Annotated in this window: 14 protein-coding genes; 2 read left to right on the forward strand and 12 right to left on the reverse strand. The window is 28.5% G+C overall.

Annotation, left to right across the window (positions count from 1 at the left end; translation table 11 throughout):
• Nucleotides 1-84 precede the first annotated feature (84 nt).
• From LQE93_RS01825 to LQE93_RS01850, 6 genes are all read right to left on the reverse strand, one after another.
• Entirely contained in the window at nucleotides 85-1,752 is a 1,668-nt protein-coding gene (locus LQE93_RS01825; protein WP_231071765.1) for a B12-binding domain-containing radical SAM protein, read from the reverse strand.
• A gap of 23 nt (nucleotides 1,753-1,775) precedes the next feature.
• Nucleotides 1,776-2,270 (reverse strand): hypothetical protein, encoded by a 495-nt coding sequence (locus tag LQE93_RS01830; protein WP_055267327.1) that lies wholly within the window; start codon nucleotides 2,268-2,270, stop codon nucleotides 1,776-1,778.
• Nucleotides 2,271-2,372: 102 nt separating this feature from the next.
• Nucleotides 2,373-3,659 carry a hypothetical protein gene (locus tag LQE93_RS01835; RefSeq protein ID WP_231071767.1) on the reverse strand — a complete coding sequence of 429 codons (1,287 nt, stop codon included), beginning with the start codon at nucleotides 3,657-3,659 and terminating at the stop codon, nucleotides 2,373-2,375.
• A gap of 171 nt (nucleotides 3,660-3,830) precedes the next feature.
• On the reverse strand, nucleotides 3,831-5,570 hold the full coding sequence (locus tag LQE93_RS01840) for an NADH-dependent [FeFe] hydrogenase, group A6 (RefSeq protein WP_231071769.1): 1,740 nt from the start codon (nucleotides 5,568-5,570) through the stop codon (nucleotides 3,831-3,833).
• Nucleotides 5,571-5,581: 11 nt separating this feature from the next.
• The gene (gene nuoF, locus LQE93_RS01845; protein ID WP_055267321.1) at nucleotides 5,582-7,462 is read right to left on the reverse strand and encodes an NADH-quinone oxidoreductase subunit NuoF; all 1,881 of its coding nucleotides are present in this window, start codon (nucleotides 7,460-7,462) and stop codon (nucleotides 5,582-5,584) included.
• 1 nt (nucleotide 7,463) lies between these two features.
• On the reverse strand, nucleotides 7,464-7,952 hold the full coding sequence (locus LQE93_RS01850; protein WP_055267319.1) for an NADH-quinone oxidoreductase subunit NuoE family protein: 489 nt from the start codon (nucleotides 7,950-7,952) through the stop codon (nucleotides 7,464-7,466).
• Between the two features lie 273 nt (nucleotides 7,953-8,225).
• Here LQE93_RS01850 and spoVB point away from each other — a divergent pair, with 273 nt between their 5' ends.
• Together spoVB and LQE93_RS01860 are read left to right on the forward strand one after the other, a co-directional pair.
• A complete protein-coding gene (gene spoVB, locus LQE93_RS01855) occupies nucleotides 8,226-9,725 on the forward strand; it encodes a stage V sporulation protein B (RefSeq protein WP_055267317.1) in 1,500 nt (499 codons plus the stop codon).
• 148 nt (nucleotides 9,726-9,873) lie between these two features.
• Entirely contained in the window at nucleotides 9,874-10,785 is a 912-nt protein-coding gene (locus LQE93_RS01860; RefSeq protein ID WP_231071771.1) for an alpha/beta hydrolase, read from the forward strand.
• Between the two features lie 75 nt (nucleotides 10,786-10,860).
• On the opposite strand, the gene LQE93_RS01865 is transcribed toward LQE93_RS01860, so the two are convergent.
• From LQE93_RS01865 to LQE93_RS01890, 6 genes are all read right to left on the reverse strand, one after another.
• A complete protein-coding gene (locus tag LQE93_RS01865) occupies nucleotides 10,861-12,189 on the reverse strand; it encodes an extracellular solute-binding protein (RefSeq protein WP_055267313.1) in 1,329 nt (442 codons plus the stop codon).
• 45 nt (nucleotides 12,190-12,234) lie between these two features.
• Entirely contained in the window at nucleotides 12,235-13,059 is an 825-nt protein-coding gene (locus LQE93_RS01870; RefSeq protein ID WP_055267311.1) for a carbohydrate ABC transporter permease, read from the reverse strand.
• An 11-nt stretch (nucleotides 13,060-13,070) separates the two neighbouring features.
• Nucleotides 13,071-13,937, reverse strand: a complete 867-nt coding sequence (locus LQE93_RS01875; protein WP_055267309.1) for a carbohydrate ABC transporter permease — start codon at nucleotides 13,935-13,937, stop codon at nucleotides 13,071-13,073.
• Complete coding sequence (locus LQE93_RS01880; protein WP_055267307.1) at nucleotides 13,931-14,974, reverse strand: ABC transporter ATP-binding protein; 1,044 nt, start codon at nucleotides 14,972-14,974, stop codon at nucleotides 13,931-13,933. The genes LQE93_RS01875 and LQE93_RS01880 overlap by 7 nt, the downstream gene beginning before the upstream one ends.
• 134 nt (nucleotides 14,975-15,108) lie before the next feature.
• The gene (locus LQE93_RS01885; RefSeq protein ID WP_055267305.1) at nucleotides 15,109-16,716 is read right to left on the reverse strand and encodes a putative polysaccharide biosynthesis protein; all 1,608 of its coding nucleotides are present in this window, start codon (nucleotides 16,714-16,716) and stop codon (nucleotides 15,109-15,111) included.
• A 17-nt stretch (nucleotides 16,717-16,733) separates the two neighbouring features.
• Entirely contained in the window at nucleotides 16,734-17,702 is a 969-nt protein-coding gene (locus LQE93_RS01890; protein ID WP_055267303.1) for an RluA family pseudouridine synthase, read from the reverse strand.
• Nucleotides 17,703-17,712 lie beyond the last annotated feature (10 nt).

Genomic DNA, 17,712 nt, shown 5'->3' on the forward strand with positions numbered 1-17,712 from the left:
TAACTTTTACCAAAGAAATTATTCTAATAATTTAAATTATATAACAAGTAAACGATTAATACTCTCTTTTTTATCTATAAACCGCTATATTTTATCCGTTATATCTAAATTTCCACCATTATATCCAAAAATATAATAAGTATTTTTATTAATTATTTTTTTATTATTTATAAACTCTTTTATGTCTATACAGAAATTTTCAATATAGTTTTCTTTAAACGAATAATCATCTCTTAGCTTATCTTTTATCTCTCTTTCTTCCTCCTTAGTCATTCTATTTTCTAAAAACTCTGGCATACCTCTTCTTTTATTAAAAGTAAGATAATCGTATTTTATTATGTCTCTTAAAATAGTATTATCATCTTTTAATACTTCGTTATTAAATTCTAGGAACACTTTATAGTATTCGCTATTTCCTATATTTCTATTAAAATAATCCTTCATTTCAAAAAACTCTCCTAATTTTAAGAAGAAGTCAAAAGGAGTTTCAAACTTATCTACAAAGAAATTAATTATATTATTAAATTTTTGTGAATTATAATATTTATCTACCATATGCTCAACTTTTTTAAGAACTAATAATTCATCATAAGAAATATCTTTTGTAGAAAGAATTTCATAAGGTGGATATGGTGAATATTTCATAGCATAAAGCTCTGCTTCTTCTCTCATCGAAGAGCCTCTAAGCAATTTTAGAAAACCTAGTTGTATTTCTTCTGGCCCTATACTATATACGTCATTAAAAGATTTTTTAAAAGATGTATAGTCCTCTCCTGGAAGCCCTGCAATTAAATCTAAATGCTGCTTTATATTTTTTATTGCTAAAAGTTCTAATACTTTTTCTTTTATATCACTAAAATTTACAAATCTATTAATTTGTCTTAAGACATCATCATTAGTAGTTTGAACTCCAACTTCAAATTGGAATCTATCTTTAGGTGCCTTTCTTAAAATCTCTAATTCTTGTGGTTTTAATATATCTGCTGAAATTTCAAAGTGGAATTGAGTTTTAGTATCACTATTTATTAAAAACTCCCAAATAGCTGTAGAAAATTTAAAATTGCAGTTAAAAGTTCTATCAACAAACTTTACTAGTCTAACTTTTTTATCTATAAAAAATTGTAATTCTCTCTTTACTCTTTCTATATCTAAGAATCTAACTCCATGAGTTGTAGATGATAAACAATATTTGCAATTAAACGGACAACCTCTAGATGCTTCATAATATACTATTTTATTATCTAAATTTTCATCTTCTTTATACGGAAATACTATTTCATCCATATTCATAAGAGGTCTATTTCCATTAAATATAACTTCATTACCTTTTTTAAAGTATAATCCTCTAATAGATTCTAAATCTTTATTACCTAATTTATACTCTACAAACTCTCTAAATGTTTTTTCACCTTCACCTTGAATAATATAATCTCCATTTAACTCCTTTAAAATATTTAGACTATCATAAGAAACTTCTGGTCCTCCATATAGAATTTCTATATCCTTATCTACTAATTTTATTAAGTTAGATAGTCTAGTAACCATCTCTATATTCCATATATAAGTTGAAAATGCTACAACATTCGGTTTTTCTTTAATTATCTCCTCTAGTATCTTTTCATCTCTATCATTTATAGAGAATTCTCTTATAGAACATTCATAAGATAAATCCTCCGTAAATGCTTTTAGGTATCTAACAGCTAAATTGCTATGAATAAACTTTGAGTTTATAGCTGTAAGTAAAATCTTCATATTTCTTCTTCCTTTCTCTTGGGCTATAGTTTTTTACCTTTTACAAAGTAAATATCTTCCCATATTTTTTCTTCTGTAATCTTATAGTTGGGCTCTAATAGCTTTTTTGTATCTTCTAAGTTTGACTTAGACATTATATTTAAGTTTTTAAACTCAAATTCTTTAATCTTTTCTGATGGTAATACAGCTCTTATCTTATTATTAAAGACTTTTCCTATCTCTTTATTAATATCCCATATATAAATATTACCACCCTTTTTAACAAACCTTGTCACATCCTCAATAAGTTTAGCCCTACCACCTTCTCTCCAAATATCGCTTAGATAAAAGAATATTGTACACGTATCATATCCCTCTGATAACAATATATCTTTATTATTATCTTCTACATAATCTATTGCTAATTCATCAAAGACCTCTTTAGATAGGTTGTAAATTACTCCATAACTTTCTCCAACATCTAAAATATCTCCTTCAAGAATTACATCAGATAAATTTAATATTATTGTTTTACCCATAATTTCTCATCCCCTTTAAAACAATTTTACTATAAGTGAAAATCTAAATCTAGGATTTAGTTTATTGTATATTTTTTAAATGAAAAGAACTAGCCTTATTTACTAGTTCTTTTTATACTTCTTATTATATTTCAATACTTCTGCTATTATTAAAGCTACAATGAAAACAATAATAAATCCCCATATTATTATTGGTAATTTAAATATAGTTTTATTACCTGTACTTTCTAACTTATATAAAACACCTACTTTACTATCTAAAACATATATACCATCTTTATAACACCTTATCACTTCAACCTTACTATTATCGCCTAAATCAACAATTTTATTTGCTACATTATTTTTCCCTAAAGAGTATAAATAATTTTCCTTATTATCAGCAAAAACAATTACATCTTGACCTAATATATTACCCTCCCTATCTACTGCTAGTCCTTTTAAAGAAGATAAATTATAATGCTGATATATTGGCCCATAAGGAGTTTTTGTTGGCGGATTGCTAATAACTGGTTCTAATTTATTTGTACCATCTGAAAATTTCGGTGATGTAATTGAATCTCCTCCACTATAATCTGGCCATCCGTACCATGCATTTTCTTTTATTTCATAAATATAATCTTTATCATCTTTAACAGCCCTACTTCCTTCATCTTCCATTCCACCTACTATAGCTATTATCTTCCCCTCATTATTAAAATCTAATCCTTCAATGTTTCTAATTCCGGTAGCGAAGGTACTTATCTTTCCTGATGTAAAATCATACGATAAAATAGTTCCATTACTTATTGTTCCTTCCTTTACCTTTTCTCCACTCTTATTTTGTATTCCATATTCTACAAAAGCTCCAGTATTGTTATCTCCATAATTTTCACCTGATAAAACCCATTCAAAAGATGGCACATCACAATCTGTACTATCTTTGTCCAATATTCCTGAATTTGTATTTGATCCTATAGTTATATAAAGAATATCATCTTCTATTAATAATTTTGTATACTTATTTTCACCTAAATTAGGCAGATCTTTTATTAGCTCGATTATTTTATCATTTTCATAATTGTACTTAACTATATCTCTTCCTGTAGCAAGTATTATTTCATTTTTGTAAATAACCATATCGTAAATATTAAAATCTTTTTTCTTTATTAAAGTTTCTTCTTTATTATCTTCTTTTATAATTTTCAAAGAATCACTAAATGCTATGTATAAATTGCCATTTTCATCAAAGTCAAAACTTTTTGCATCTTTTATTCCTTTATTATTTATACTCCATCCAATATTTTTATTTATTATGTCTATAGTATATTTATTATTTATTTCGTAAATTCCAAAAGATATGGATACAACAAGTGTTGAAAATACTAAAAACTTCAAAAATCTTTTCATAATATCTCACTCCCTCTCTAATTAATTTATATTTAGTTACCTATATAAATTATTACTTAAATTTCACTTTAAATTAATTTTACTTAATAAAAAATTCTTAAGCATCACCTAAATTTCTAAAATAATAAAAGAAACTGCCTACTAAAAAACAGTTTCTTTTTTCTTCATTTTTTATTTACTTTTATCTTTATAATGAGTATGCAAAAGTTTATGAGCTTTTTCACTATTTGGTTCACCTAAATACTCATCATAAAGTCTTAATATTTCGTGGTTTTTATGAGATTTTCTAAGCTTCTTATCTTTATCTTCTTTATATAAAGCTTCCATTCTCTTCTTCAATATATCTCTGTTTGCTCTAATAAATGGTTGCCCACCACCATCTATACAACCACCAGGACATGCCATTATTTCTATAAAATCATACTTGTTCTTACCTTCTTCAATATCATCCATTATCTTTTTAGCATTACCTAATGAATTAACTACAGCTATACTAACATTTTTATCTCCAATTTTTATTTTAGCTTCTTTAATACCATCTAACCCTCTAATATTATCAAAATCTATTCTATATAACTCTTCACCAGTTATCCATTCATAAGCAGTTCTTAATGCTGCCTCCATTACTCCTCCTGATGTTCCGAAAATAACTCCTGCACCTGTAGATTCTCCTAAAGGATTATCAAATTCCTCTTCCTTCATATTTCTAAGATCCATTCCAGCTTCTTTTATCATCTTTGCTAATTCTCTAGTAGTGATAACTATATCAATATCTTGTATACCATCTCTTCCCATCTCTTCTCTTGATGCTTCATATTTTTTAGCAGTACACGGCATTACTGATACTACTACTATCTTTTCTACTGGAATCCCTAATTTTTCTGCTAAATATGTCTTAGCTATAGCACCAAACATTTGTTGTGGTGATTTACACGTTGATGGTAAACTTAGATGATCAGGGTAATTCTTTTCTATAAAATTTATCCATCCTGGACAACAACTAGTAATCATAGGTAAGTTTTCACCTTTAGTCACTCTATCAATAAACTCTTTAGCCTCTTCCATTATAGTTAAGTCTGCTGCAAAATCTGTATCAAAAACCTTTTTAAATCCTAAAGCTTTTAAAGCTCCTACCATAAGTTTTGTTACAGATGTTCCTTGTTTCATTCCAAATTCTTCACCTAATGCAGCTCTTACTGCCGGTGCTGTACTTACTATAACATATTTATCAGCATCACTTAATGCATCCCATACTCTATCATAGTCATAAACTTCCCTTAAAGCTCCTGTTGGACATACTGAAACACATTGCCCACAATAAGTACATTCAGTTTCACTTAATGGTTTTGAGAAAAATGTAGATATAGTAGTATCAAATCCTCTATCTATAGGAGTTAAAGCATGAACTTTTTGGATATCGTTACATACAGTTACACACCTTCTACATAATATGCACTTCTCCATATCTTTTACTATCGCTGGTGAAGAATAATCTCTACCATAGGTATTTCTTTCACCTTCATATTTTATTTCATATACACCTAAATCTGCAGCCATCTTTTGAAGCTCACATTTTAAATTTTTTTCACATTTTAAACAATCCATAGGATGATTTGAAAGTAATAATCCTACAATATTTCTTCTTGCTTGAATCGCTCTTGGTGTATTTGTCTTTATTACCATCCCATCAAATACAGGAGTCGAACATGCTGGTGCTAAATTTTTTCTTCCTTCAACCTCTACAACGCAAACCCTACAAGTACCTTTACAATTCTCACTTTTACCATCTTGCATATACATATGACAAAGTGTTGGTATTTCTATATTCATCTGCTCCGCAACTTTTAATATCATAGAACCATCTTCAACTAAAATATTCTTACCATTTATATTTACTGATACCATATTCATACTAACACCTCCTATTCTCTAACTATTGCTTTAAATGGACATATAGCCTCACAAGCACCACATTTAATACATTTATTTTGATCTATAACATGCTTTTCTCTTGGTTTTCCTTTTATACAGCCAGCTGGACATCCTTTTGCACATTTAGTACAGCCAAAGCACTTATCAGTAATTCTATATTTTAATAATTTCTTACAAATTCCTGAATAGCATTTATGCTCTTTAACGTGTGCTTCATATTCATCCATAAAATATTTCATAGTCGATATTATTGGATTTGCTGCAGTTTGACCAAGGCCACAAAGTGCAGTATCTTTTATTGATTCAGATAAAACTTGAAGTTTTTTCAAATCTACTAGTGTAGCTTTTCCTTCAGTTATCTTTTGCAACATTTCAAGTAATCTCTTACATCCTACTCTACAAGGTGTACATTTTCCACAGCTCTCATCTACTATAAACTCCATATAGAACTTAGCTATATCTACCATACAGTTATCTTCATCCATTACTATCATTCCACCTGATCCCATCATAGATCCGATATTTAGCAATGAATCGTAATCTATTGGAACATCTAATAATTCAGCTGGAATACATCCTCCAGATGGTCCACCTGTTTGAACTGCTTTTAGCTTTTTACCATCTTTTACACCTTCACCTATTTCATAAATGATTTCTCTTAATGTAATTCCCATAGGAACTTCTACAAGCCCAACATTATTAATCTTTCCTGCTAAAGCAAAAACCTTAGTCCCTTTTGATTTTTCTGTTCCTATAGAACTATACCAATCAGCCCCTCTATTAATTATTGCTGGAATATTTGCAAATGTCTCTACGTTATTAACTGATGTTGGCTTACTCCATAGTCCAGATACTGCTGGGAATGGTGGTTTATTAGTTGGCTCTCCTCTTGACCCTTCTATTGATTTTATAAGAGCTGTTTCTTCTCCACATACAAATGCTCCTGCCCCATATTTTATTTCTATATCAAAATTAAACCCTGAATTTAAAATATTTTCACCTAAAAGACCAACTTCTTTTGCTTGCTTTATAGCAATTAATAATCTACTTACTGCCAAAGGATATTCTGCTCTAATATAAATATATCCATTAGAAGCTCCTATAGAATATCCTGCTATTGCCATAGCTTCTAAAACTGAGTGAGGATCTCCTTCTAATATAGATCTATCCATAAATGCACCTGGATCTCCCTCATCTGCATTACAAATTATATACTTAACATCGCTCTTACTTTCACGTGCAAACTTCCACTTAACTCCTGTTGGGAATCCTCCGCCCCCTCTTCCTCTTAATCCTGATTTAGTTATTTCATTAATAACTTCAATAGGTTCATAATTCTTAAGGACATTTCCTAAGGCCTTATATCCCTCTACTGCAATATACTCTTTTATATTTTCTGGATCTATAACTCCACAATTTCTTAAAGCTATTCTCATCTGCTTTTTATAAAAAGGTATATTATGCTGTGATTTTATTTTTATATTTTCACTTGGATCAGTAAATAATAATCTTTCTACAACATTTCCATCAATAATATGATTTTTAATTATATCTTCAGCATCTTCTGGAGTTACTTGAACATAGAAAGTATCATCTGGTTCTATTTTGACTATAGGGCCTTTAGCGCAAAATCCAAAGCATCCTGCCATAATAACTTTTACCTTATCTTTTAAACTATATTTGTCAATAAACTTATTTAATTCACTCAAAATTTTATCTGCATTAGCTGATTTACATCCAGTCCCTCCACAAATAAGTATATGTTTTTCTCCGTTATCATTTACGCAACTTTTATCTACTCTTAAATTTATATACTTTTTATATTTTTCAGCTTTATCTAATAACTCCTCATAAGATGAAATTTTTCTCATATTAAACCTCCAAACGTTTATGTTCGTTTATAACTTCTTCAACATTTTTCTTAGTAAAATGTCCATAAACCCTATTATTTACCATAACTACTGGTGCAAGTCCACAAGCCCCTACACATCTTAATGTATCTAGAGTAAATAATCCATCTTCAGTAGTTTCACCTACTTCGATATTGAGGTTCTTTTTAAACTCCTCTATTATCTCTCCAGCGCCTCTAACAAAGCAAGCTGTTCCAGCACATACATTTATTACATATTTACCTTTTGGTTCAGTAGTAAAAAATGAATAAAACGTAATTACTCCATAAACTTTTGATACTGGTACCCCTAACTTTTCTGATACAAATAACTGTACCTCTTCTCCTAAGTATCCAAACAATTCTTGTGCTTTGTGAAGTACTGCTATTAAGTCATTCTCCTTTAAATCATTTTTTTCAATATAATCGCCTAACTCATTAAATTTTTCTTTGTTAACATTAGAAATACACATACTTTTTGCCTCCCTTCATTATTATAAATTTAATATACGTTAATTTTATCACAATACAGTATATATTTTCCAGTTATTGTAACAATTTTCTTAATATTTTGAATAATATTATTATTTTTTCTATTAAAGAAACTCTATATATAACATAATTATTATTTTTCCAGAATATGTATTAAGGAAACTCACTACCATATTTGTTTATAGACATAATTTCACTTTAAACAAATCTTAGATTTTGAGTTTCGTTTAATGTAAATCGAAGAGGTGAATTAATTGGAAAAAGATAATTTCTTTAAAAATTCGTTTTTCTTAACAGCAGCAAATATCACAACTGGTATCTTAGGATTTATATTCTCCATATATTTATCCAAGTTGATAGGTCCAGAAGGTATAGGACTATATGGGCTAGTAATGCCTATATACAATTTATTTATAAGCCTTATGACAGCTGGAATTATAGCTGCTATTTCTCAAAGAGCTGCCATATATACTTCTAAAAGAGAATATAATAACCTTTTTAAAACTATAAATACTGTAGCTTTTTTTAATATTATCTGGTCGGTAGCAATAGGTGTTTTAGTTTTTATATTAGCTCCATACATAAGTGAATACGGTGTTAAAGATATGAGAACATTAAATGCTATAAGAGTAACTTGTCCTGCAATGGTATTTATAGCCTTATCTAATATACTAAAAGGCTTTTTTTATGGTACATCAAAAATCACAGTTCCTGCATTTATAGATATATTAGAAAAAGCTATGAGAATAATAACAATTGCCTTACTTATATTTATATTTAAAGCTAATACACTATCATCTTTAGTTACCCTTGCTTATGTTTCATTAGCTATTGGAGAACTTCAAAGCCTTTTATTACTTTACGCTTATTATAAGCACATAGTAAAAAAGATTCCTCCTTCTTATGAAAAGCCTGAGCGCAAAGCTCAATTACTTTTTAATGTTTTAGCAGTATCATTCCCATTATGTTTAAATGGATTTATGGGAAATATATTTTCAGCTATGTCTACTTTAGTAGTTCCACGAAGGCTTGTATCAATTGGACTTGAATATTCAACTGCAATTGCTATGATAGGTAAGTTTAATGGTATGGCGTTAACAATAGTTACTTTTCCACTTATAGTTGTTAATTCTATTAGTACGCTTTTAATGCCTGATCTTTCTGAAACTTTAAGCAAAGGTGAATATTATAGTGCATCAGTTAGAATACGTAAAGTTTTGAAAATTGCTTTTTTACTTGGTATTGCTACTTGTATAATTTGTCTACTTATTCCTGACTCTTTAGGGAAAATGTTTTACGGTAGAGATGACCTAGGTTTGTATATTAAAGTTTGTGCTTTATCTGCTCCATTATTTTTTACTTCAAGTACTATGTTTGGAATTCTAAATGGATTAAATAGACAAAGCATAATATTAAGAAACTCTCTTATAACTTCTTCAATAGAACTTATTTCTTTATATATACTTACAGGGATAAAAAGTATAAATGTATTTTCAACTGCTATAACTCTATTTATTACATCTATTATAAGTTTAATAATAAATCTACATGAAATAAAAAAACATATAGATATATCATTATCATCTATAAATATTATAATTTTTTCACTTATTGGTCTACTAACTTACCTTCTTTTAAGATTATTAACTAACACAATATTAAGTGATTTATTTATAGTTAAAAATATTATAATTATTATACTAACATTCGGATTATTTGCATACTTTAGTGGCTTTGGAATAGAGGAAGAGTAAATTAATTAAAAGTTAATAGCTTAAGAACAAATCCAGCACTAGCTGGATTTTCTATTTTAAATAATAATCAAACAACATTTTAATTAGCTTTAGCGTATATAAATTTCATATGATACAATATAATTAATAATATTTTAAAGGAGATTTTATGCTTGGTTATATATTTATAGTTTTAATTATTATTGCATTATTTATTTTAATTATTTATGCAAACAAATTATGTAAAATAGTAATTTATCCTAAGAAAAAAAGTTATGAAGATGGATATGAAAATCAAATAAAAAAATTAAACCTTGAAGACTTTTATAATAACTTAGAAAAGGAACACATAACACTAAAATCAGATTATGGTTATGATATTAAAGGAATATTTATTCCAAACTCTAATTCAAAGAAATGTATTATACTTTGCCATGGGATTACAGTAAATACAAACTATTCTGTTAAATATATAAAACTTTTTTATAATCGTGGATTCTCAGTTTTTATGTATGACCATAGAAATCATGGATTAAGTGGTGGAACCTATACTTCCATGGGATATTTTGAAAAGTATGACCTTAAAACTTGTGCTAATTTTCTTTTCAATAAATTAGGACCTGATATTAATTTAGGAGTATTAGGCGAGTCAATGGGAGCTGCTACTGTACTTCAATATTGTGCTATAGATAATAGAGTTTCTTTTTGTATTGAAGATTGCGGATACTCTGATGTTTTTGAATTATTTAAACATCGACTTAAAGAAGATTATAAAATAAACTTTTTACCTCTATTGTTTATAGCTGATATAATTATGAAAGTTAGGTATAAATGGAGTTTTAAATCCGCTTCTCCATTAACATATATAAAAAATATTGATATTCCAATACTCTTTATCCATGGTGATATGGATGATTATGTACCTACATATATGGTATATGATTTATTCAATTCAAAAACTACTGGATTTAAGGAGCTATATATTGCTAAAAATGCTAAACATGCAGAAGCTTTAACATCAAATCCAGATAAATACGATGAGATAATAGGAAATTTCCTTAAAAAAATTGATTTAATTTAATTTGGATAAATAAAAAATCAGAATAAACCATTATGTTTATTCTGATTTTTTATATTAAATTATATTTACATTATTTTATTGACGTTGTATTGAAGTTTCAACTTGAGAAGTTGTATCTTTAATGAATGTATCTATATCTTTTATACTTCCACTTACATATGCATCATACTTTTCTTGTATTATTGTTCTAGCTGATTGTGCATTATTAACTGCTGGAGTATAGTATGCATATTCTAAACTATTTTGAGCTACTGGATAAATCTTTGTAAATAATGCTTCTGGATCATTCAATGCATCCTTCATTATTTGAGTATCTGCTGCTGATTTACGTACTGGTAAATATCCTGTTGCTACTGCAAACTTAGCTGTATTTTCTGTATTTGTTGCATATTTTATAAATTCATAAGCTGCAAATTGTGCCTCTGGAGAAACATCACTTGTTACAAATAATGATGCCCCTTGTTGAATTACAGCTTTATCTTTTCCTTGGAATACAGGAACTTCTACTACACCAACTTCAAATGCTCCATCTGTTTTAATATGTGCTGCACCTGCTGATGAACCTTGGTACATTAATAACTTTTGATTTGAAAATGGTCCTGAAAGATATGTATCTTCACCAGGAATACGGAAATAACCTGAACCTACTTCGTCTTTATAATAGTTCATAAATGTTTTTACCCAATCATTATCAACATTTATTTTTCCATCAATAGTTACGAAATCCTTACCATCCATCTTTAAAGAAGAAATAAATGCATTGGAACTTGAGTCAAATCCAAATCCAACAACCCCTAATTCATCCTTACACTTTTTAGATATCTCAGCTAACTTTTCTACTGTTAAATCTTTCAAATCATCCATAGTATATCCTAACTTTTCTAGCATAGTTTTATTAACATATAAAACTTCAGTAGACTTAGTCATAGGAATACCATAAACAGCATCTTTACCCCATTGAGATACTTCGTCTATAAAAGTTTTATAGAAATCATTTTCTATATCACTTTTCATTCCTACAGTTGAATCGTTAACATATGGTGATAAATCTATTATTTTATTTTGATTTATTAAGCCGGTCGCTATATCTGGATATACATTTATTATTGCAGGTAAAGAATTTGATTGTGATGCTGTAATTACCTTTTTATTCAAATCTCCAATATTACCTTGATTTACTGCAGTAACAGTAATTCCCATATTATTGTTGCTATTAAAATCTTGTATTATTGAGTCTAGTACCTCTGCTTGTTTTCCATTTAAATAGTGCCACATTTCTATAGAAACAGGATTATTTAATTCTTTTACTATTTCAGCTGTAGCATTATTTTTTTTACCACATCCAACAAACATACCTACTCCTAAAGTAGCTGTTAAAATTGTAGCTAAAATTCTTTTGTTCATATTTTCACCTCTTAAAATTTATTTATCTTTAGTTTTTATTAAAGTTTATCCTTTAATACCTCCAATAGAAACTCCACTCATAATTTTTTTATGTAGGAAAATATATACTATAACTATTGGCATAGTAATTATTGTTGATGCAGCCATTAATAACTCATATTGATTTCCTGCATCAGACTGGAAGGCAGTTAGTCCATTTGCTAGTAATCTCATTTTTTCACTATTTGTTACAAGTAGTGGCCATAAAAAAGCATTCCAAGAATTAATACCTACTAAAATACAAATAGTTATAATTGATGGTTTTGCCATAGGAACTACAATTTTCCATAGAAACTTCCAATCACTTGCTCCATCAACTTTGGCTGCATAATATAATTGCTTTGGTATTTTAAAGAAAAACTCTCTAAGCATGTAAATATACAGTACATTTGCCATATATGGCACAAAGAGTGCTTGGTACGTATCAATCCATCCTAGAGCAGAAATAGTTTTAAAGTTTGTAACTATTAAAACTTCTCCTGGAATCATCATAGATGCTAAAAAGATTGAAAAAATCATATCTCTTCCAGGAAACTCTAAGTGCGAGAATGCAAATGCAGTTAAAATAGCTATTATTACTGTGCTAATAATACTTAAAATAGTAACTATAATTGTATTAAAGAAATATCTTGCAAAAGGTGCCATTTTTAAAGCAACACTATAATTATGCCACATTATTTTACTTGGAAATAATGTAGGAGGTGTTTGAATTACCTCAAAGGATGATTTTAATGATGATGCTATCATCCAATAAAAAGGAAATAAAGTTACTATAGCAAATAATATTAACACTAAATACTTTAATACTGAACCTAAACTATTCTTATTCATTATTTCACCTCCTAATAATGAATTTTATTTCTGGAAACAACTCTTTGAACCATTGTTACAGTCAATATTACTATCAATAATACGACTGCTGCTGCAAAAGCTAATGGAAAGTCTTGATCTCCATAGAATCTATCTATTATATATCTTACAACTGTAGATACAGCCCCATCTAAAGTTCGTCCTCCAAATAAAACATATACTTCAGTATAAACTTTAAATCCAGCTATCAAGCTTATCATATAAGTGTATGCTATTATAGGCGATACTAGTTTAACTGTTATCTCTCTAAATATGGTTCCCTTAGATGCCTGATCTAATTTAGCTGCTTGATAATACTGTGGATTTATGGATGCTATTCCTGTTGTTAGTATCAAAGTATTAAAAGCTAAGCTCTTCCATACTGCAAATATTATAAGCGCTGTCATAGCCCATTTAGGATTGCCTAACCAATTTATAGGATTTATACCTATAAAACTTAACAAGTAGTTTATTACTCCATATTCACTATTAAATAACCATGACCATACTATTCCTATTGCAACTAGAGATGTTACGTATGGTAAAAAATATATGCTTTGAAACATTCCTCTTATCTTTTCACTTTTCAAATTTACTAGTGTATTGGCTAATAGTAGTGAAATAACTACAGATATTATTGGTACTATAGCAGCATAAATAACAGTGTTAAATAAAGATGTTAAAAATCTCTTATCTGTAAATAGATATTTATAAGATCCAAATCCAAACTTAAAACCGCTTGCCTTAGTTTCATCAAAACTAAAAATTATAGTATTTATTATTGGATAAAACACAAAAACTCCTAGTATTATTAATGCTGGTAATAGATATAAATATCCCTTATAATTTTTCTTTAACATTTCTTTAAAAACTCCTCACTATCTAAATCAAAAACATAAGCTTTTCCCTCTTTAGGACGTATTCTTATCTTTTCTCCTTCTGCAATATCACAAGTGTTTTCAACCAGCATTTTATACGTATTCTCTCTATGTTTTAAAGTTAATAATCTTTCTCTTCCTAATATTTCTACAGTAATCACTTCAACTTCAAGTCCATCATCACATAATTCAAGATCCTCTGCCCTAAAACCTAAAGTAACTTTTTTCTTATTTTCTGGCAAATTACTTATTTTATGATTGTCTAAAAATGCTTCTCCATCTATAACATCAACATCTATAAAATTCATCTCTGGACTTCCTATAAAAGAAGCTACAAATTTATTTACCGGATTTAAGTATATCTCACTTGGAGTAGATACTTGCTGAATTGCTCCATCTTTCATAAGTACTATTTCATCTGATATACTCATCGCTTCTTCTTGATCATGAGTTACAAATATTGCAGTAACTCCTGTTTCCTTTTGTATTCTTCTAATCTCTTGCCTAGTTTCAACTCTTAACTTTGTATCTAAATTAGATAAAGGTTCATCTAAAAGCAATATATCTGGTTTTTTAGCAATTGCTCTTGCAATAGCTACTCTTTGTTGTTGACCTCCTGATAATTGAGCTGGCTTTCTATCTAAAAGGGCATCTATTTTTACTATCTTAGCCACTTCTATTACTCTATCTTCAGCCTTCTTCTTATCCCATTTTAAATTTTTCAGTGGAAACATTATATTTTCTCTTACTGTCATATGTGGATATAATGCATAATTTTGAAACACAAGTCCTATTCCCAATTTTTCTGGTTCTAATCCCGTTACATCTCTATCTCCAAAATATATTTTCCCTGAATGCACTTTATGAATTCCAGATATAGTAAATAAAGTTGTTGATTTACCTGATCCTGATGGTCCTAATAGCGAAACCAATTTTCCTTTTGGAATTTCCAAAGTAACATTATTTATAGCAGTAAAATCACCAAATTTCACTACAAGTTTATCTAATTTGATTCCCATTTTTTTCACCTCATCTTACGTTTACCCATAACAATAGGGTGTTTATTTTTTATCTTTTCTATTCACAATCTCTAAAATTAGTAAATAAAAAAAAGACAACTTATCCTCTTTAGTTTTAGTTGTCTTTTTAAAAATTATTTAATTTTTTTACGTAAAATTCTTGGCATAAGTTCATATAATCTTGGTGATATTAAATCTAAGTCTTCTTTTTTTAATCCTTGAAGAAGAATCATTGATATTAAATATACTAATCCACCTATTGCTACAGAAACAATAACTACTAAACCTATAGCAATTCTTCCACCTTCAAATATATTTACTAATCTTAAAAGTGGCCCTTTGCATAAAACTACTGCTACTCCCATAATTATTGATGATATTAGTGGAATCATCCCTTGTCTAATTATAGGAATTCTTATCTTAAATAACGTTTGAATTCTTTTATGATTTATTATAGCAGGTATTAAAAATGCAAATACTGTTCCTATTACTGCTCCAAAGATATTTATATCTTTTATTCCTACTAAAATAAAATTAACTACAAATTTTATTAAAATACCTATACTTGCTGTAGTTAATACTAAGTATAATTTATTAACACCTTGTAGTATAGTATTTTGTATTGATGTAATTGACATAAATATAAGTACTATCGATCCGTATGTAAGCATTTGATATCCATAAGAATCATTTAGTAAGAATAGAAAGATTTCTCTACTTAATACAGCAAGACCTACAGCTGCAGGAATAGTAATCAAATAAGTTAATCTATAAGAATAACTTATTTGGTTTTTAAGTTCTTTTCTATTCTTCTGAACATACGATGCAATTATTCTTGGGAAGATAGCTGTACATAATGCAGTAACAATAGTTAATGGTACATAAATCAATGTATTAAAATAATTTAAAGTACCAAATAACTCATCTACTCTCATTTGTTCAAATCCAGCTGCTAAAAGTCTACCTTTTACTATTATTGCATCTAATAATCCTGCAGAGTTTTGTACTGCTGCAACCATAGTTATTGGTAATCCATACTGAATTAACTTTTTAATAATCCTCTTTCTGCTTATTCTCTTATTTTCTTCATTGTTTTTAACCGCGTCATCATAATAATTATTTTTATTAAAAATATAAATAATATAAACTATTGCTATTAGTGCCCCTATGGTTGTACCAACAGTTCCTCCAGCACTTCCCCATTCTAGACTAATATTCTTTAATAAAAATGCAAAAATCAAACTAAATACTACATTAAAAATCTGTTCAACAACTTGAGAAATTGCTATTTCCTTCATTGAATCTACACCTTGCATATATCCACGATATGCCGCAAGCATTGCAGATAATAATATAGTCGGTGCTAAAAACTTTAGTGATAGTGCAGATGAAGGTGAGTTCATTCCATTAGCAATACCATCTCCAAAGGCTATAAAAATAACCATAAATGCAAAGCCAAAAATAGCTAGATAATTTCTAGCTATTTTCATAGCATTATAGGCATCCTTATGGTATCCTAGAGCTTTTAATTCAGCAACTACCTTAGTTATAGCTGGCTGTGCTCCCATACTAGTTACAGCTAATATGAAAACAAAAGCACTATAACTACTAGAATATATACCATATCCTGCAGAACCTATTATTAAAGTTAAAAGTGGTATATATACAGCTGATAATACCTTCACTAGCACCCCTGCTAATGATAAGATTAAAAAACTTCGTCCCACTGACTTCTCTTCCATAACTTTCCCCTTTTATACTATATCGTAAATTTAAATACTTCGTTCTTTACCTTTTTAAACATTGGTGGAAGTGCTTCAACTATAGTCTTATTCTTTAAATATTCAAGTTTTCCTTCTCCGCCTCTAAATATAAGTTTATATGCATATAAAAATTGATAATTTAACCCGAACTTATTATCAAAATATGAATTTATCTTCTTATCTCCATATTTAAAATCTCCTATAATAGGATTTCCTAAATGTGAAAGATGAGCTCTTATCTGATGACTTCTACCAGTAATTAAATCTATCTCTAAAAGTGAGAATGCACCATTACTTTGTAGTGTTTTAACTTCCATAGATATTTCTTTAGTATTAGGCACTTGTTTATCATATACTTTAGATATATTTTCATTTTCATCCTTAGAAATATAACCTTTATATAATCCATCTTTTATTCTGCCTTTTACAAGAGCTTGGTAATATTTTTTAACTTTACCTTCTCTTATCATCTCATTAACGCCTCTTAGCGCTTCAAAGTTCTTACCAAATATTACAACACCAGATGTATTTCTATCTAATCTATTACATGGTGCTGGTGTAAATGTAATTTCTTTTTCTGGAATATAGTCTCCTTTTCCATTTAAGTATGAAAGTACATAATCTGTAAGTGATGGTTCTGCACCCTTTTGATCTGGATGAACCAATACTCCTGGCCACTTCTCAACAACAACTATATTATCATCTTCATAAGTAATCATTAATGATCCAGCATTAACTTTTATGAAGCTATCATCTTTCTTTTCCTTTTTACTTTGGATATATCTAATTTCGATAACATCATCAAGCTCTAATTTATAATTTTCTTTTTTCTTTGATCCATTAACTCTTATATCACCTTTTCTCATAGCTTTAAATATTGCACTTAGTGGCACATCTTTTAAATACTTTCTTAAAAATTTATCTAATCTTTGCCCTGCTTCATTAGCACCTATTTCTATCTTCAAAAAAACAACT

The sequence above is a fragment of the Clostridium sp. NSJ-145 genome (genome assembly GCF_021044725.1).
Taxonomy (GTDB): Bacteria; Bacillota; Clostridia; order Clostridiales; family Clostridiaceae; genus Clostridium; species Clostridium disporicum_B.